At 75.1% G+C, this 16,570-nt stretch carries 17 protein-coding genes; 7 read left to right on the top strand and 10 right to left on the bottom strand.

What is annotated here, in order from left to right; genetic code table 11:
• The first annotated feature begins 253 nt into the window (after positions 1–253).
• Complete coding sequence (locus CLV34_RS03070) at positions 254–1,072, top strand: exodeoxyribonuclease III (RefSeq protein ID WP_100348736.1); 819 nt, start codon at positions 254–256, stop codon at positions 1,070–1,072.
• Here CLV34_RS03070 and CLV34_RS03065 read toward each other — a convergent pair.
• Together CLV34_RS03065 and CLV34_RS03060 are read right to left on the bottom strand one after the other, a co-directional pair.
• On the bottom strand, positions 1,060–1,554 hold the full coding sequence (locus tag CLV34_RS03065; RefSeq protein ID WP_100349192.1) for a gluconokinase: 495 nt from the start codon (positions 1,552–1,554) through the stop codon (positions 1,060–1,062). The genes CLV34_RS03070 and CLV34_RS03065 overlap by 13 nt on opposite strands.
• 82 nt (positions 1,555–1,636) lie before the next feature.
• Entirely contained in the window at positions 1,637–2,923 is a 1,287-nt protein-coding gene (locus CLV34_RS03060; RefSeq protein WP_245858940.1) for an MFS transporter, read from the bottom strand.
• A gap of 52 nt (positions 2,924–2,975) precedes the next feature.
• Between CLV34_RS03060 and CLV34_RS03055 the strand changes: the two genes are divergently transcribed.
• Positions 2,976–3,518 (top strand): winged helix-turn-helix domain-containing protein, encoded by a 543-nt coding sequence (locus CLV34_RS03055; protein WP_100348734.1) that lies wholly within the window; start codon positions 2,976–2,978, stop codon positions 3,516–3,518.
• Positions 3,519–3,548: 30 nt separating this feature from the next.
• Here CLV34_RS03055 and galK read toward each other — a convergent pair whose 3' ends face one another.
• The 4 genes from galK to CLV34_RS03035 form a co-directional block, all read right to left on the bottom strand.
• Positions 3,549–4,856, bottom strand: coding sequence for a galactokinase (galK, locus tag CLV34_RS03050; RefSeq protein ID WP_100348733.1), 1,308 nt, complete (start codon positions 4,854–4,856; stop codon positions 3,549–3,551).
• The gene (gene galT, locus CLV34_RS03045) at positions 4,853–6,046 is read right to left on the bottom strand and encodes a galactose-1-phosphate uridylyltransferase (RefSeq protein WP_100348732.1); all 1,194 of its coding nucleotides are present in this window, start codon (positions 6,044–6,046) and stop codon (positions 4,853–4,855) included. Before galT ends, galK begins: the two co-directional genes overlap by 4 nt.
• The gene (locus tag CLV34_RS03040; RefSeq protein ID WP_100349191.1) at positions 6,043–6,828 is read right to left on the bottom strand and encodes a DeoR/GlpR family DNA-binding transcription regulator; all 786 of its coding nucleotides are present in this window, start codon (positions 6,826–6,828) and stop codon (positions 6,043–6,045) included. The genes galT and CLV34_RS03040 overlap by 4 nt, the downstream gene beginning before the upstream one ends.
• 95 nt (positions 6,829–6,923) lie before the next feature.
• Complete coding sequence (locus CLV34_RS03035) at positions 6,924–8,090, bottom strand: Mrp/NBP35 family ATP-binding protein (RefSeq protein ID WP_100348731.1); 1,167 nt, start codon at positions 8,088–8,090, stop codon at positions 6,924–6,926.
• Between the two features lie 87 nt (positions 8,091–8,177).
• Here CLV34_RS03035 and CLV34_RS03030 point away from each other — a divergent pair, with 87 nt between their 5' ends.
• Positions 8,178–8,501 (top strand): hypothetical protein, encoded by a 324-nt coding sequence (locus CLV34_RS03030; protein ID WP_100348730.1) that lies wholly within the window; start codon positions 8,178–8,180, stop codon positions 8,499–8,501.
• Between the two features lie 29 nt (positions 8,502–8,530).
• On the opposite strand, the gene CLV34_RS03025 is transcribed toward CLV34_RS03030, so the two are convergent.
• Together CLV34_RS03025 and CLV34_RS03020 are read right to left on the bottom strand one after the other, a co-directional pair.
• Complete coding sequence (locus tag CLV34_RS03025) at positions 8,531–9,064, bottom strand: DUF1003 domain-containing protein (protein ID WP_100348729.1); 534 nt, start codon at positions 9,062–9,064, stop codon at positions 8,531–8,533.
• Positions 9,057–10,388: a magnesium transporter MgtE N-terminal domain-containing protein gene (locus tag CLV34_RS03020; RefSeq protein WP_100348728.1), complete on the bottom strand. Its 1,332-nt coding sequence runs from the start codon at positions 10,386–10,388 to the stop codon at positions 9,057–9,059. Before CLV34_RS03020 ends, CLV34_RS03025 begins: the two co-directional genes overlap by 8 nt.
• 152 nt (positions 10,389–10,540) lie before the next feature.
• On the opposite strand from CLV34_RS03020, the gene CLV34_RS03015 reads away from it, so the two are divergent.
• Together CLV34_RS03015 and CLV34_RS16665 are read left to right on the top strand one after the other, a co-directional pair.
• Complete coding sequence (locus tag CLV34_RS03015) at positions 10,541–11,497, top strand: ROK family protein (RefSeq protein WP_100348727.1); 957 nt, start codon at positions 10,541–10,543, stop codon at positions 11,495–11,497.
• Between the two features lie 76 nt (positions 11,498–11,573).
• On the top strand, positions 11,574–12,527 hold the full coding sequence (locus tag CLV34_RS16665; RefSeq protein WP_211289331.1) for a YflT domain-containing protein: 954 nt from the start codon (positions 11,574–11,576) through the stop codon (positions 12,525–12,527).
• 3 nt (positions 12,528–12,530) lie between these two features.
• Here the strand turns inward: CLV34_RS16665 and CLV34_RS03005 are convergent, their stop codons facing one another.
• Positions 12,531–14,087 carry an aminopeptidase P family protein gene (locus tag CLV34_RS03005; protein WP_100348726.1) on the bottom strand — a complete coding sequence of 519 codons (1,557 nt, stop codon included), beginning with the start codon at positions 14,085–14,087 and terminating at the stop codon, positions 12,531–12,533.
• Positions 14,084–14,926: an alpha/beta fold hydrolase gene (locus tag CLV34_RS03000; protein ID WP_245858939.1), complete on the bottom strand. Its 843-nt coding sequence runs from the start codon at positions 14,924–14,926 to the stop codon at positions 14,084–14,086. The genes CLV34_RS03005 and CLV34_RS03000 overlap by 4 nt, the downstream gene beginning before the upstream one ends.
• Positions 14,927–15,073: 147 nt before the next feature.
• On the opposite strand from CLV34_RS03000, the gene CLV34_RS02995 reads away from it, so the two are divergent.
• Positions 15,074–15,943 carry a PHP domain-containing protein gene (locus CLV34_RS02995; RefSeq protein WP_100348725.1) on the top strand — a complete coding sequence of 290 codons (870 nt, stop codon included), beginning with the start codon at positions 15,074–15,076 and terminating at the stop codon, positions 15,941–15,943.
• Complete coding sequence (locus CLV34_RS02990) at positions 15,940–16,566, top strand: MarC family protein (RefSeq protein WP_281255164.1); 627 nt, start codon at positions 15,940–15,942, stop codon at positions 16,564–16,566. Before CLV34_RS02995 ends, CLV34_RS02990 begins: the two co-directional genes overlap by 4 nt.
• Positions 16,567–16,570 lie beyond the last annotated feature (4 nt).

Below are 16,570 nucleotides of genomic sequence, written 5' to 3'. Positions count from 1 at the left end.
CTCCACGGTGTCCGGTGGCCCGACATCGTCGTCGAGCCAGTTAGGAATGTAAACAAACCGTAGGTCCGGGTGAACTTCTCGGGCATGAGGGCGGCCCTCAGAGTCTGTGCGGGACCCTACGCGGGACTACGTACTGGACGCTCTCGCCATGCCCGTTGTGTCGTTTCCGGCCGTTCTCGGGGGTCTCGGCGGGCGCGCCCGCGGGGTCACCGGGCCGTCGGTCGCGCCTGCCCGGGGCTGAGAGGATGGGGCGGTGCTGACGATCGCCACCGTGAACGTGAACGGGATCCGCGCCGCCGTGAAGCGCGGGATGCTCGACTGGGTCGCCGAGCGTGGGCCCGACGTCCTGCTGCTCCAGGAGGTGCGCGCCACCGACGAGATCCTCGACGGGTTCTTCCCCGAGGGGTGGCACGTGGCGCACCAGGCGAGCGACATCAAGGGGCGTGCGGGGGTGGCCGTCCTGACACGGCGGCCCGTGACGGCCGTCCGCGTGGGGCTCGGGCACGTGCACCCCGAGGGCGTGGAGGAGCCGCCCGTGGACACCGGCCGCTGGGTCGAGGTGGACGTCGAGCTCGACGCCGCGCCGCGCACGGTGACCGTCGTGTCGACGTACATCCACTCGGGTACCGCGGGCACGCCGAAGATGGACGAGAAGTACGCCTACCTCGAGAAGGTGACGGCCCGACTCGCGGAGCTCGCGGCGTCCGGGCGTGACGTCGTCGTCGGGGGAGACGTCAACATCGCGCACCGCGAGGTCGACATCAAGAACTGGAAGGGCAACCTCAAGGCGGCGGGTTTCCTGCCCGAGGAGCGCGCGTACCTGGACCGGTGGTTCGACGACCTCGGCTGGGTCGACCTCGGACGCCGGTTCGGCGGCCCCGGCCCCGGCCCGTACACGTGGTGGTCGTGGCGCGGTCAGGCGTTCGTCAACGACGCGGGCTGGCGCATCGACTACCAGCTCGCGACGCCCGGGCTCGCGTCGCTCGCGAAGTCCGTCGAGGTGGATCGCGCGGAGACGTACGAGGCGCGGTTCTCCGACCACGCGCCCGTCGTGGTCGTCTACGACGTCTGACCGGCGTGCACGAGGAGCACGCGCACGGCCCCGGCGACCGTCTCGGGCGGCGGGGTGACGTCGACGACGTAGCCGTCCTCGTCGGGGTCGAGCGGTTCGAGGGTCGCGAGCTGCGACGCGAGGAGCGCGGGGGGCATGAAGTGCCCGGTCCGTGCGGCGATGCGTGCGGCGAGGAGCTCCGGGTCGCCGTCGAGGTGGACGAAGACCACCCGTCCGGTGGCTGTGGCCAGCACGTCCCGGTACGGCCGGCGCAGCGCCGAGCACGTCAGGACGGTGCGCCGCCCGGCGCGAGCCTCGGCGTCCATCCGGTCGCGGATCGCCGCGAGCCACGGCGCGCGGTCGTCGTCGTCGAGGGCGTGGCCCGCGGACATCTTGACGACGTTCGCGGCGGGGTGCAGGTCGTCCGCCTCGACGAACGCGGCGCCGGTGGTGTCGGCGAGCAGCTGGGCGACGGTCGTCTTGCCGGACCCGGCGACTCCCATGACGACGACGTGGTCGGGCAGCCCGGGCAGAGCGGGTGGGTCGGGTTCGGAGGTCTCGGGACGGGTCACGTCCTCCGTGATATCACGACCCGGTGCGGATGCCGGGGTGCTCGGCGGGCTCCGGGAGCGTCGTCATGGTGAGCAGCGGCGACGCGAGGACGGGCAGGGCGGCGAGGACGCCCGTCGTGACCCCGACCCAGATCGCGGGGACCACGCCGACGGTCGTGCCGAGCCACCCGCCGAGCAGGCCGCCGACGGGCATCGTGCCCCAGACGACGAACCGGACGGACGCGTTCATGCGGCCGAGCAGCCGCGGCGGGCACAGTCGCTGCCGGAAGCTCACGGCGGCGATGTTGAAGACCACGAGCGCGAAGTAGGCGACGGCCAGGCCCGCGGCGAGCGTGACCTCGGGGTTCCACGGCAGGACGCCGGCGAGCGGGACGCACGCCATCGGCAGGGCGAGCGCGACCGCAGCGAGCGGGATGACGCGGGCCTCGCCGACGCGTCGGGCGACGCGCTCGCCGAGGAGGGCGCCGAGCAGGCCGCCGACGGACGCCGCGGAGAGCGCGACGCCGAGCCCGGCGGCGGTGAGGCCGAGGTCGCGCAGCGCGTAGAGCGTGAGGAGGGCGCTGACGACCGACCAGCCCAGGTTGCCGATCGACGTGCAGACGACGATCCGGACGAGCAGCGGCTGGTGCGCGACGAACGCGAGGCCCTCGCGGATCTCGTGGACGAGCGGCCCGCGCTCCTCGCGGGGCGGGAGGCGCTCGTCGGCGCGGATCCGGGCGACGAAGACGACGGACAGGAGGTAGGTGGCCGCGTTGACCACGAGCAGCGCGGGTGCGGTGACGACGCGGAGCAGGACGCCGCCGAGCGCCGGCCCGGCGACCTGCGCGACGGACGCGGTGGCCTGCAGCTTGGCGTTCCCCTCGACGACGTGGTCGAGCCCGATGAGACCGGGGACGTAGCTCTGGTGGGCGACGTCGAAGAAGACCGTCGCGCAGCTCATGACGAGCGCGGCGGCGTAGAGGACCGGCATGGACAGGACGCCCGCGGCGGCGCACGCGACGACGCCGCCGAGCGCGGCGGCGCGCACGAGGTCGGCGCCGATGAGGACGCGTCGTTTGCGCATCCGGTCGACCCACGCGCCGGCGGGCAGCCCGATGACGAGGAACGCGGCGGTCTCGGCGGCGGTGAGGGCGCCCATCTGCCAGGCGTCCGCGTGCAGCGTCTGGACGGCGAGGACGGGGACGGCGAGCGTCGCGAGCTGGGCGCCGAGCTGCCCGAGGGCGTCGCCGGTCCACAGGGCGCGGAAGTCGCGGTGGTGGACGAGCGAGCGCCGTGGCGGCGCGACGGCGGGATCGGTCACACGTCGATCGTCCGCCGACTGATTGGGAAAAGTCAATCGGTAGGATGGCCGCATGACGCCGCGCTGGCAGGAAGAGCTCCTCGGTCCGCTGCCCGATCCGCCCGTCGACCCCGACGCCGACGCCCGGGCGCTCGCGTCCACGCTGCGGCTGCGCATCCTGCGTCTCTGCCTCGACGAGCCGCGCAGCAACCGCGAGATCGCCGCCGCCCTCGGTCGCAACCCCGGCAGCACGCTCCACCACGTGCGCACGCTCGTGGACCGCGGGTTTCTCGCACCGCTGCCGGTCCGCCGCGGGGTCCGGGGGTCGCGCGAGGTGCCGTACCTCGCCACCGGCCGGTCGTGGCGCACGCCCGTCGCCCCCGGCGACCCGTCGCTCGTGCGGACCTTCGTCGACGAGATCGGGGAGGCCCGGCCCGACGACGTCGCGGTCGTCCGCCTCGGCCTCACGCTGACGCCGGCTGCTCGCGCCGAGCTCGACCAGCGCGTCAGCGCGCTGCTCCAGGAGTACGCCGACCGTGCCCCCGACCCGGGAGGGGAACCGGTCGCGGTGTTCTACGCGTCGTACGACGACGCGCAGCGCCGCCGGTTGGCCTAGTGCCGACCGGCAGCCGCGCCGGACGTCGGGTCAGACGTCCCGGTCGGCCGGCCCGGACGGCGGGGCGAGGAGGAACGCGGGCGCGCCGTGCCCGCGGTCGACGAACGCCTGCGCCACGGCGTCCGCGACGGCCTGCTCGGTGCCGCGGGGGACGAGCGCGATCGCCGACCCGCCGAACCCGCCGCCCGTCATCCGGGCACCCACGGCACCCGCGGCGGTCGCCGCCTCGACGGCCGTGTCGAGCTCGGCGCACGACACCTCGTAGTCGTCGCGCAGCGACGCGTGGGACGCGGCCATGAGCGCGCCCAGGCGCGCGCCGACCGTGGCCCGCTCGTCGGACGTCCGGGCCTGGTCGGAGCCCGCGAGGTCCGCCGCCGCGACGAACTCCTCGACGCGCGCCACCTCGGTCACGACGTGCCGGACGCGGCGGCGTGCGACGTCGGCCAGCGCCTCGAGCGCGTCGTCGAGCCCCTCGGGCGTGATCTCCCGCAGCGTCCGGACCCCGAGGCGTCGTGCGGCGTCCTCGCAGGTGCGCCGCCGCTCGGCGTACTGCCCGTCGGCGAGGCTGTGCTCGGCGCGCGTGTCGATCACGAGGAGCGTGAGCCCGAGGGCCTCGGGCTCGAACGTGCGCGGCCTCGCGAACGCGTCGTCGGGGGTGTCGGGGGCGAAGTCGAGCAGCAGGGCGTGCCCGGGCGTGCAGAGCAGCGACGCGGACTGGTCGAGACCGCCGGTGGGGGCGCCGACGACCTCGTTCTCGGCGCGCATGCACGCGCGCGTCAGCTCGGGACGCCGGTCGGCGGCGAGCCCGAGACCCCACGCGTCGTCGAGCGCGACGGCGACAGCGCACTCGAGCGCCGCGGACGACGACAGCCCGGCACCGAACGGGACGCACGAGTCGACGGCGGCGTCGAAGCCGGACGGCGTGCCGTCGCGGGTGCGGTCGCGGTCGCCGTCGCCGTCGCGGTCGGCGAGCGCCCACGCGACGCCGGCCGGGTAGGCGCCCCAGCCGTCGACCGTGCCGGGGCCGATCTCGCCGAGGGACGCGGTCCACAGGTCGCCGGGACGCTGCGCGGACGCGAGGCGCACGGCGTCGTCGTCGCGGCGCGCGAACGCGACGTACGTCCGGTGGGGCAGCGCGGTGGGCAGGCACAGGCCACCGTTGTAGTCGGTGTGCTCGCCGATGAGGTTGACGCGTCCGGGGGCCGACCACACGCCGTCGGGCTCGCGCCCGAACGCGGCGACGAACGCCCGGGTCGCCCGCTCGGCGCCCTCCTGACGGGTCCACGCGTCGAGCCACGTGGTGGTCGCCGGGTCTGTTCCCTGCGTGGCGGCGGTCATGCGAGGAGCTCCTGGAGTCGGGTGGCGACGGTCTCGGGCGTCGTGTCGGAGACCCAGGCCCCGGCACCGGACTCGGAGCCGGCGAGGTACTTGAGCTTGCCGGGCGCGCGCAGCACCGAGAACAGCTTGAGGTGCAGCCGGGCGTGCTCGCGGCGCGGGTCGTGGGCGGGGGCCTGCGACCAGCCGGCGATGTACGGCAGGGGGATCGGCTCGTCCGACTCCGGGTCGACGAAGAACCGGTCCAGCCCGCGCAGCAGCCGCAGGTAGGTGCGGGCGAGGTCGTCGCGCTCGGCGTCCGTCAGGGACGGCAGGTCGAGCACGTCGCGCCGCGGTGCCAGGTGCACCTCGACGGGCCAGCGGGCCGCGAACGGCACGTAGGCGACCCAGTGCTCGCTGGTGAGCACGACGCGGCGCCCGTGCGCGAGCTCGCCGTCGAGGACGTCGCGCAGCAGCGAGCGACCGGTGCGACGGTGGTAGGCGGTCGCCTGGGTGAGGAGCTGCTCGGTGCGCGGCGTGACGTACGGGTAGGCGTAGATCTGGCCGTGCGGGTGGGGGAGCGTGACGCCGATCTCGCGCCCGCGGTTCTCGAAGGCGAACACCTCCTGGGTGGTCTCGAGCGCGGCGAGCGCCTCGGTGCGGTCGGCCCATGCGTCCACGATGGTGCGGACGCGGCGCGTGTCGAGCTGGGCGAACGACGTGTCGTGGTCGCTCGAGAAGCAGATGACCTCGCACCGGCCCGCAGCGGGGGCGTCGAGCCAGAGGCCCTCCCCGACGACGGTGTCGTCCTGCACGGACTCGTCCTCGCCGGGGACGGCGAGCAGCGAGGGGAACCGGTTCTCGAACACGGCGACGTCGTACGCGGTGTCGGGGATCTCGCCGTCCGCGTACTCGGCGTCCGGGTCGGCGGGGCACAGCGGGCACGCGGACGCGGGCGGCAGGAACGTGCGGTTCATGCGGTGCGTCGCCATCGGGACCCACTCGCCGGTCAGCGGGTCGCGGCGCATGCGCGGACCGGCGGCGTATCCGTCGGGGCCGAACCGGTCGGGCAGGGGTCGCGGGTCGTGCGTCGTGTGGACGTAGCCGCTGTCGCCGAGGACGTCGTCGTAGTAGACGAGCTCGCGCCCGTCGGCGAGCACCGTCGCGGTCCGGGCGGGGCCGGTGGGCCGGTCGGTCGTGGGCTGCGTGCTCACCGGGCCACCTCCGCGACGACGACGCGTCCGGCGTGCTCGGCGGCGGCGTCGCGGTCGGCGGGTTCGAGGCCGTCGTCGGTGACCAGGACGTCGACGTCGTCGAGGCGAGCCCACCGGGCGAGGCCGGTGACCTGCCACTTGCTGTGGTCGGCGAGCACGACGGTTGCTGCGGCGGCGGCGCGCAGCGCCCGGTCGGTGGACGCCTCGGCGAGGTTCGGGGTGGTGAGGCCGTGGTCGACGCTCACGCCGTGCGCGCCGAGGAACGCGACGTCGACGCGCAGGTCGGCGAGCGCCGCCTCGGCGAGCGGACCGACGAGCGCGTCGGAGGGGGTGCGCTCGCCGCCCGTGAGGACGGTGGTCACGCCGTCGGCCCGGTAGAGCGTGTCGGCGACGGGGAGCGAGTTGGTCACGACGGTGAGCGGGCGCAGGTCGGTGCGGCGCACGAGCTCGTGGGCGAGCGCGTGAGTGGTCGTGCCGGCGGAGATCGCGACGGACGCGCCGGGCTCGACGAGGCACGCCGCCGCACGGGCGATGCCGGCCTTCTCGGCGGCCATGAGGTCCGACTTGGCGGCGAACGCGGGTTCGTCACCGGGGCGCGGTGCGTCGGGGGCGACCGCGCCGCCGTGCACCTTGCGCACGAGGCCGCGCTCGGCGAGCTCGGCGAGGTCGCGGCGGACGGTCATCTCCGAGACGTCGAGGTCGGCGGCGAGGTCGGCGATGCGCACCGCCCCCGTGGCACGCAGGGCGGTCAGGATGCGGTCGTGCCGCACGGTCGCAAGCATGTCCACAGGTTCTCACACGATCGCACAAAATAAAACATCTCTCCGGCGGGCCGGCCGCCCCCGCCGGGGTGAAGTCCGGGCGGCAGCGCGTCGGGTCAGACGGGGGACAGGCCCAGGTTGCGGCCGGCCAGGCCGCGCGGCTTCGCCGCGAGACTGCGCGCGACCGCCCGCAGCGCCTCGGCGGCCGGGGACGACGGGTCCGCGACGACGACCGGCGTGCCCTCGTCCCCGCCCTCGCGCAGCGCGACGTCGAGCGGGACCTGGCCCAGCAGCGGGACGTCGTGCCCCACCTGCTCGGTGAGGCTCCGCGCGACGCGCGCGCCGCCGCCCGCGCCGAACAGCTCGAGCCGCGACCCGTCGGGCTGCGTCAGCCACGCCATGTTCTCGACCACGCCGACGACGTCCTGGTCCGTCTGCGTCGCGACGAGCCCGGCGCGCTCGGCGACCTCCGCGGCGGCGAGCTGCGGCGTCGTCACGACGACGATCTCGCTGCCTGGCAGGAGCTGCGCGACCGAGATCGCGATGTCGCCCGTCCCAGGCGGCAGGTCGAGGAGCAGCACGTCGAGGTCGCCCCAGAACACGTCGGCGAGGAACTGCTCGAGCGCCCGGTGCAGCATCGGGCCGCGCCACACGACCGGCTTGCCCGCGGGCACGAACATGCCGATCGACACCACCTTCACGTCGTGCGCGATCGGAGGGAGCAGCATGTTGTCGACGCGCGTCGGCTGGCCCGTGACGCCCAGCATGCGGGGGATCGAGAACCCGTGGATGTCGGCGTCGAGGACGCCCACGCGCAGTCCGTCGGCGGCCATCGCGGCCGCGAGGTTGGCCGTGACGGACGACTTGCCCACCCCGCCCTTGCCCGACGCGACCGCGTACACCTTGGTGAGGTTGCCCGGCTGGGAGAACGGGACGACCGGGTCGCCCGTCCCGCCGCGCAGCTGCGCGCGTAGCGCCTGCCGCTGCTCGGCGTCCATGGCGCCCAGCTCGACCTGCACGTCGTCGATCCCGTCGACGGTCAGCGCGGCCGCCGTGACGTCCCGGACGAGGGTGCTGCGCATCGGGCACGCCGGCGTCGTGAGGTCGACGCCCACGACGGCGCGCGCGCCGCCCGTCGGCGCCCCGCCGGGCTGCACCTCGACCGAGCGCACCATGCCGAGGTCGACGATCGGGCGGCGGATCTCGGGGTCCTGGACCGCCCCGAGGGCGACGCGGACGGCGTCGACGAGCGCGTCGGGACCAGCGGCGGGGTCGGTGGGCATGGGTCCATCGTAGGAGGGGCCGTCGAACGGGCTGTAGCGTCCTCGACGTGCCCCGCACGGACGGGCGACGGCGGCGAGGAGATCGTGGTGACGACGGATCGGGCGCCCGGGTGGGCCAGGCGTGCTGCCGCGTCGCTCGGGCGCACGCGGTGGTGGGTCGTCATCGCCTGCGCGGCGGTCGGCCTCTCCCTCCGGCTGATCTTGCACGATGTCGCCAGGATCGACCCGGTGGCCGCCGTCATGGGCGCCGCGTGCATCGGCGCGGGCTTCGGGGGTGAACGGTGGGTCAGCTCCCGGCACACGGCCAGGGACGTGATCCCGTTCACCGGAAGAGGTCTGCACGCGGCAGCGCCGCTGCTGGTCCTCGGACTGCTCCTGATCGCCGTCGCGGTCGTGCCGACCTGGTTCTGACCACGCCCCACCGCGCGATCGGGTCCGGACTACCGCCGCCCCGGGTCGCGGCGGCCCGCGCCGCGGTCGGGACGCCGGTCGTCCTTGTCGTCGTCGTCCGACAGCTCGTCGAGCAGGTTGCGGATCTCGCCGCGCACGAAGTCACGCGTCGCGACCTCGTTGAGGGCGAGCCGCAGGGCCGCCATCTCGCGCGCCAGGTACTCGGTGTCCGCGAGGTTGCGCTCGGCGCGCTGCCGGTCCTGCTCCGTGGTCACGCGGTCGCGGTCGGCCTGCCGGTTCTGCGCGAGCAGGATGAGGGGAGCGGCGTACGACGCCTGGAGCGACAGCACGAGCGTCAGGGCCGTGAAGCCGTTGGCGGCCGAGTCGAAGCGCAGCGCCTGGGGCCCCCACGAGTTCCAGGCCAGCCAGGCCATGCAGAACACCGTGAGGTAGATGAGGAAGCGGGGCGTGCCCAGGAACCGTGCGATGCCCTCCGAGATGCGGCCCACCGCGTCGTCCTCGACCTGGACGCGCGGCAGGATCGTGCGCTTCTGCTCCTTGGGGAGGTCGAGCCGGTCAGCCACGGCGACCTCCAGCCGCAGCCCGGTCCTCGGAGTCGTCCCCGGAGTCGTCCCCGGAGTCGTCCTCGGAGTCGTCCTCGAAGTCGTCGGTCTCGCGCCAGTCCTCGGGCAGCAGGTGGTCGAGCACGTCGTCGACGCTCACCGCGCCGAGCAGACGCTTCTCCGCGTCCACGACCGGCACGGCGAGCATGTTGTACGTCGCGAGGACGCGCGTCACGCGGGCGAGGGACGCGTGCGGCGGTACCGGGTCGACGTCCGGGTCGAGGATCGAGCCGATCGCCTGGTGCGGCGGCTCGCGGAGCATCCGCTGGATGTGGACGACCCCGAGGAACCGACCCGTCGGCGTCTCGACGGGCGAACGCGTCACGAAGACCATCGACGCGAGCGCCGGCGGCACGTCCTTGCGGCGGACGTGCGCGAGCGCGAGCGCGATCGGCGTCTCCGGCCCGAGCACCACCGGCTCGGTCGTCATGAGGCCGCCGGCCGTGTCGTCCTCGTACGCGAGCAGCCGCCGGACGTCCTTCGCCTCGTCGGGCTCCATGAGCTCGAGGAGCGCCGCGGCCTGGTCGTCGGGCAGCTCGCCGAGCAGGTCGGCGGCGTCGTCGGGCTGCATCGCCTCGAGGACGTCCGCGGCGCGGTCCGTCTCCAGGCTCTGCAGGATCTCGACCTGGTCGTCCTCCGGCAGCTCCTCGAGGACGTCGGCGAGCCGCTCGTTGTCGAGCGCGGTCGCGACCTCGAGCCGCCGTCGGTCGCCCATGTCGTGCAGGACGTCCGCGAGGTCGGCCGCCTTCAGCTCGTCGTAGGCGGCCAGCAGCAGGCTGGCCGCCTGGCCGGGCCCGCCACCGGCGAGCCCGGTGACGTCGCCGACGTCGACCACCCGGCTGTCGCCCCGACGGCGGATCCCCAGCGGGCCCTTGTGGGCCACGCGGTGCCGCACGAACAGCTTGTCGACGAACCAGTCGCCCGTGCGCGTCTGCGCGATCGACAGGTCCTCGACCGTCGCGTCACCCGTCCCGTCGCGCAGCGTCACCGTGCGCTCCAGCAGCTCGCCCACCGCGAGCGTCTCGTGCGGCCGCTGCTCGAACCGGCGCATGTTGAGCAGCCCCGTCGAGATGACCTGCCCTGCGTCGACGCTCGTCACGCGCGTCAACGGGAGGAAGACGCGGCGCCGGGCCGCGACCTCGACCACGAGCCCCACGGCACGCGGCGCGCCCTGCGGCCGCAGCAGCACGACCACGTCGCGGACACGTCCGACCTGATCACCGTTGGGGTCGAAGACGGCCGTCCCGGCGAGCCGGGCGACGTAGACCCGGGTTCCAGCGCTCACAGCCCGAGCCTAAGGTGCCGGGCGTCTCGCGGCCCGCTGCCCGCGCGGGCTACCCTGTGCGAGCGGTTCGCAGCGTCGGGACCCGCGGCCCCCGGCGCGCGCCCGGGCACCCAACCGACCGCCGTCACCGGCCACCGCAGGACGGAACACCCGTGAGCACCCCCGCAGCCCGACCGACCACGTCGCCCACCGTCCTGGCGCTCGACGTCGGCGGGACGGACATCAAGGCCGCCGTCGTCGGGGAGCACGGCATGGTCGTGCGCACCACCGTCCCGACGCGCACCGCCGACCGTGAGCCGCTCGACTCGGTATTGCTCGCTGCGCACCGCCTCTGGGAGTCCGTGCCGGCCGGGTACCACGTCACCGGTCTGGGCATCGCGACGCCCGGCATCGTCGACGACGAGGACGGGGTCGTGCGCGGCGCCGAGAACCTCGGCTGGCGCGAGGTCCCGCTGCGGTCCCTCCTCGAGGAGGAGCTCGGCGTCCCCGTCGGCATCGGGCACGACGTCCGCGCCGGCGGCCTCGCCGAGTGGCGTCTCGGCGCGGGGCGCGGGGCGGGGGACCACGCGTTCGTCGCGGTCGGCACCGGCATCGCCGCGTCCGTCGTCCTGCACGGTGCCGTCTACGCGGGCGGCGGCTGGGCCGGCGAGGTGGGTCACGGCGGACGCACCACGGGCGAGCCGTGCGCCTGCGGGGGCCGGGGCTGCATCGAGACCTACGCGTCGGCCGCGGGCATCGCCCGCCGCTACACCGCCCGCACGGGTGTGCACGTCCCCGGCGCCCGCGAGGTCCTGGAGCGCGCGCAGGCCGGCGACGTCGTCGCCGCGGACGTCTGGGCGCACGGCGTCGACGGCCTCGGCGAGCTCGTCGCCGGGCTCGTCCGCACGCTCGGGCTGCGGCTCGTCGTCGTCGGCGGCGGGCTCGTCCGCGCCGGCGACGCCCTGCTCGACCCGCTCGACGCCGCCGTCCGCCGCTACCTCACCGTCCACCCCGTGCCCGAGCTGCGCCCCGCGGGGCTCGGCTCCGACGCGGGGACCTACGGCGCCGCCCTGCTCGGCTGGGGCGCGTCGGGGCGCGGCACCCTGACGGACCTCGTCGTCCCCGTGTGACGTCTCCGCGCGCGGCCGGGCGGCCCCGGGGTGCGCGGGCATGGCCTCGGACGTGCGAGTACGGGAGGATGGGGGCATGTCGATGCCGCGTTCCGCACCCGTCCCCAAGGTCCCCACACCGCCCACCGGGACGGAGATCGCGCGCTACGGGACGTACATGGAGGCGCAGAAGGCCGTCGACCTGCTCTCCGACAAGCACTTCCCGATCGAGAACGTCACGATCGTCGGCGAGGACCTGCGCGCCGTCGAGCGCATCACCGGCCGGCTCACGTACGCGCGCGTCGCGATCGCGGGGCTCGCGTCCGGTGCCTGGTTCGGCCTGTTCGTCGGGGTGCTCCTCACCCTGTTCGGGGGCGAGGACGAGTCCGCGAGCACCATCGTCGCCGCCATCGGCATCGGCGCCGCGTTCGGCGTGCTGTTCGGCGTGATCTCGTACGCCGTCGCGGGGAACCGGCGCGACTTCACCTCGCAGTCGCAGCTCGTCGCGATGTCCTACGCGATCCTGTGCCGCACCGAGCTCGCCCCGCAGGCCACGCAGGTGCTGCGGGAGATCGGTGTGGGCAACCCGCGCGTCCGGCGTGCACCGGTGCCGCCGACCGCACCCGCGCAGCCCGGTGGGGCCGCCGGGCCGACAGGGTCGGCGGCACCGCCGGTGCCGCAGCACGGCGCCACCCCGCCGGCGTACGGGGCACGCGGGCCCGTCGGGGCACCCCCTGCGGGCGCGCCGGCGCAGGCTCCTGCGGCGCCCGCAGCGCGTCCGACGGCCGCACCCGGCATGACCAACCCCGACGGCACGCCCCGCTACGGCCGCCGCCTCGAGGACGTCCCGACGGCGCAGCCTGCGGCTCCCGCGACCCCGGCTCCTGCCGCGCCCGCGCCGACGCCCGCTGCGCCGGCTTCCGCTGTGCCCACCGCTGCTGCGCCGGCTCCCGTGCGGCCGCAGGACGCGCCGCCCGCCCAGGACGCGCCGCAGACCAGCGCACCCGACCCGAAGGACCGTCCCTCCGACGGCGGCACCGCGGACCGCTGACGGTCAGCCGCGCAGGCCGGCCATCCACGCCTCGACGTCCTCGGGCCGGCGCGGCAGGCGCGCGGACAGGTTCTCGTTGCCGTCGGCGGTCACGAGGACGTCGTCCTCGATGCGCACGCCGATGCCGCGGTACTCCTCGGGGACGGCCAGGTCGTCGCTCTTGAAGTACAGCCCCGGCTCGATCGTGAACACCATGCCGGGTTCCAGCACGCCGTCGAGGTAGAGCTCGGCGCGGGCCTGGGCGCAGTCGTGCACGTCGAGCCCCAGGTGGTGGCTCGTCCCGTGGACCATCCAGCGGCGGTGCTGCTGACCCTCGGGGGAGAGCGACTCCTCCGCGGTGCCGGGCAGCAGGCCCCACTCCTCGAGCCGGGCGGCGACGACCTTCATCGCGGCCGCGTGGACGTCCCGGAACCTCGCACCGGGCACCGCGACCTCGAACGCCGCGTCGGCCGCGTCGAGCACCGCCTGGTAGACGCGGCGCTGCACCTCGGTGAACGTGCCGTCGACGGGCAGGGTGCGCGTGACGTCGGCGGTGTACAGGCTCTCGACCTCGACGCCGGCGTCCACCAGGATCAGGTCGCCCGACGCCACCGACCCGTCGTTGCGGATCCAGTGCAGGGTCGTCGCGTGGTCGCCCGACGCCGCGATCGTCTCGTAGCCCACCGCGTTGCCCTGCAGGCGAGCGTTCGCGTCGAACGTCGTCTCGACGACCCGCTCGCCGCGCGGGTGGGCGACGGCCCGCGACAGCTCGCGCACGACCTGCTCGAACCCGTCCGCGGTCGCGTCGACGGCGTCGCGGAGCTGCTGGACCTCCCACGCGTCCTTGACGAGCCGCAGCTCCGAGACGGCCTCCGCGAGGGTCGCGTCCCCGACCTCCTCGACGGCCTCGGCCTCCGCCGCGACCGCCTCGGCGCGCAGCTCCTCGACCAGCTCGGCGACCGCGTCGTCCGCCTCGGGCACCATGAGCAGGCGCACGCCGCCCGTGCCGACGTCCTTCGCGAGCGCGTCACGCAGCGAGTCGACGTGCTCCGTGCGGATGCCGGTGAGGGTCGCGACGTCGTCGAGCGCCGGGCGCGGCCCGACCCAGAACTCGCCGTAGCGGGCGTCCGAGTAGAACTCCTCGGTGTCGCGGGCCGCGAGCGGCCGGACGTACAGCACCGCCTCGTGGCCCGCGGGCGTGCCGTCGTCGTCGGTCAGCGGGTGCAGCACCAGCACGGAGTCCGGCTCGAGGTCGACGCCCGTGCCCGTCAGGTGCGCGAACGCGGAGTGCGCGCGGAACCGGTAGTCGGTGTCGTTCGAGCGCGGTCGCAGGCCGCCGGCCGGCACGACCAGTCGCGCGCCCGGGAATCGTTCCGAGAGGCGCTCGCGGCGTGCGGCTGCGAAGTCCGCCGCCTCGGTGCGCTGCACATCCAGGTCGCGGCGCGGCGCCCACGAGCTCGTCATGAAGCTGCGGAACGCCTCCGACGTGGGCCGCTGCGAGCGGTTCGAGCCGCGCTCGCCGACCGGCTGCTCGGTCTCTTCGGCGGTCTCTTCGGCGGACGGGGTGCTCTCGGTCGTCATGCTCCCAGTGTCGCACCGGGCCGCGGCACGCCGAGGTCGGCCGCACGCTCGAACACGTCCAGCGCTTCGAGGACCGTCCGGGAGAACGCCTCCGGGGCCTCGACGCTCACGTCGTGCCCGGCGTGCGGGACCACGACGAGCCGCGTCCCCGGCACCCGGCGGTGGCGCCACTCGTGCAGGCGCAGCCGGTCGCGGGCCCCGTTGACGAGCCACACCGGGACGTCGGCGCGGCGCAGGTTCTCGACCGACGACTCGGCTGAGAGGTCGCGCAACGCGTCGGCGACGAGGTCCCAGCCGGGAGCGGCCGTGTCCGTCGCGTCGGCGGTCGAGTCGGGGGTAGTGCGCCGAGCCGTGCCGCGGCCGGTCGCCAGGGCGCCCCGGAGCCCCGCCTGGAACATGCGTAGCGGGACGCCACGCGTCTCCGTCGTGCACGCCGCGGCGACCACGCCCGCGAGCACGCCCGCGCCGGGGCGCGCCGCGCGTGCACGGCCGGCTCCCGCACGGCTGCCGGCACGCCGCGCCGCGTACGCGAGGGCCGCGTACCCGCCGAGCGACAAGCCCACGAGCACCCACGGCGCCCCCGGGGACGACGCCGTGACCTCGGCCGCGGCGTCGTCCACGACGTCGAGCGCGGCGTCCAGGGTGAACCGGTCGGCCCGTCGCGCGCCGTGCCCCGGCAGGTCGATCGCGACCGCCCCTCGGCCCGTGGCCCGGACCGCGTCGAGCTGGGGGGTCCAGATCGCGCCGGACGTGCGCATCCCGTGCACGAACACGACACCGGCACGGACGGGGCCGGCGGGGTCGGGGCCGGTGTCCGCGGAGGGCAGGTCGTGGTGCACGGGGGTCTCACGTTCGGTGGTGGCGGTGGTGCGTGCGGGGTGACGTCCATCGTGCCACCGGGCGCGGCCCCGACGCCGGGCAGGAGCGGCGGGTGCGGGGGCGGGCTCGTGGACGTCTGGTGTTCGCCCGCCTCGTACCCTGGTGGGGTGCGCATCGACCTCCACACCCACTCCACGGCGTCGGACGGCACGGACGACCCGGGACAGGTGGTGGCGTACGCGGCCGCGGCGGGGCTCGACGTCGTCGCGCTGACCGACCACGACACCGCGCAGGGCTGGCCCCAGGCGTCGTCCGCCGCACGCGAGCACGGCGTGACGTTCGTGCCCGGTGCGGAGCTGTCCGGGCACGTGATGGTCCGCGGCGAGGACGACCGCGACCACCGCGTCCCCGTGCACCTGCTCAGCTACCTGCACGACGGCGACGACCCGGCGCTCGTCGCCGAGCTCGAGCGCGTCCGCGTCGACCGCCGCGAGCGGGCTCGCACGATCATCGGCCGGCTCGCCGCCGACTACCCGCTGACCTGGGACGACGTCGTCGCCCGGACCGCGCCCGGCACGACCGTCGGGCGCCCGCACCTGGCCGACGCGCTCGTGCACACGGGGATCGTGGCCAACCGCGAGGAGGCGTTCGCGACGCTGCTGCACCCGTCGTCGCCGTACTACGTCGGGCACTACTCCCCGCACGTCACGGACCTGCTGGCGCTCGTGCGTGCGGCGGGCGGTGTGCCGGTGATCGCGCACCCGCTCGCGTCCGTCCGGGGGCGCGTCGTCGACGACGCCGCGATCGCCGCCATGACCGAGGCGGGGCTCGCGGGCGTCGAGGTCGACCACCGCGAGCACACCAGCTCGCAGCGTGCGCACCTGCACGGCCTCGCCGCGCGCCTGGGCCTGCTCACCACCGGCTCGAGCGACTACCACGGCGACGGCAAGCCCAACCGTCTCGGCGAGAACACCACGTCGCCCGAGGTGCTCGACGCGATCGTCGCGGCGGGGCGCGGGACGGTGGTCGCGCCGTGAACCTCGCCGACGTGTTCGACCCGCAGCTGTTCGTCACGGTGTTCGTGACGCTGTTCGTCATCATGGACCCGCCGGGTACCGTGCCGATCTTCCTCGCGCTCACGAGCGCGATGGGCGCCAAGCAGCGCAAGGCCGCGGCGCGCACGGCGGTGCTCGTGGCGTTCGGTGTCATCGTGGGGTTCGCGGTCTTCGGGCAGAAGCTGCTCGCGTACCTGCACGTGTCGTTGCCTGCGCTGCAGGGGTCCGGCGGGCTCCTGCTCCTGCTCGTCGCGATGGAGCTGCTGACCGGCAAGGCGGAGACCCCGTCGCCGTCGGCCCGTGGCGCGAACGTCGCGATGGTGCCGCTCGGCACGCCGCTGCTCGCCGGCCCCGGCGCCATCGTGTCGATGATGGTGTTCGTGCAGGGCAGCGACGGGGGAGCGGGGGACTGGATCACGATCCTGCTCGGCCTGGTCGCCGTGTGCCTGTGCCTGTTCGCGGCGATGCGGTTCGCGAACGTGATCCACCGGGTCCTCGGGGAGTCGGGTACCACCCTCGTGACGCGCATCGCCGGCCTGCTCCTCGCCGCGATCGCGGTCCAGATGATCGCGAACTCCGTCACGGCGTTCGTCCAGGCGGCGTGAGGCG

The organism is Luteimicrobium subarcticum, assembly GCF_002798015.1.
Taxonomy (GTDB): Bacteria; Actinomycetota; Actinomycetes; order Actinomycetales; family Cellulomonadaceae; genus Luteimicrobium; species Luteimicrobium subarcticum.
This window is presented reverse-complemented; position numbering and strand designations above follow the sequence as displayed.

Excerpts from the sequence above, each read along its gene's own strand:
- CLV34_RS03065 (WP_100349192.1), bottom strand. The coding sequence starts at position 1,554 with ATGGGAGTCGCCGGGTCCGGCAAGACGACCGTCGCCCAGCTGCTCGCC.
- CLV34_RS03055 (WP_100348734.1), top strand. The coding sequence starts at position 2,976 with ATGACGCCGCGCTGGCAGGAAGAGCTCCTCGGTCCGCTGCCCGATCCG.
- galK (WP_100348733.1), bottom strand. The coding sequence starts at position 4,856 with ATGACCGCCGCCACGCAGGGAACAGACCCGGCGACCACCACGTGGCTC.
- CLV34_RS03040 (WP_100349191.1), bottom strand. The coding sequence starts at position 6,828 with ATGCTTGCGACCGTGCGGCACGACCGCATCCTGACCGCCCTGCGTGCC.
- CLV34_RS03035 (WP_100348731.1), bottom strand. The coding sequence starts at position 8,090 with ATGCCCACCGACCCCGCCGCTGGTCCCGACGCGCTCGTCGACGCCGTC.
- CLV34_RS16665 (WP_211289331.1), top strand. The coding sequence starts at position 11,574 with ATGTCGATGCCGCGTTCCGCACCCGTCCCCAAGGTCCCCACACCGCCC.
- CLV34_RS03005 (WP_100348726.1), bottom strand. The coding sequence starts at position 14,087 with ATGACGACCGAGAGCACCCCGTCCGCCGAAGAGACCGCCGAAGAGACC.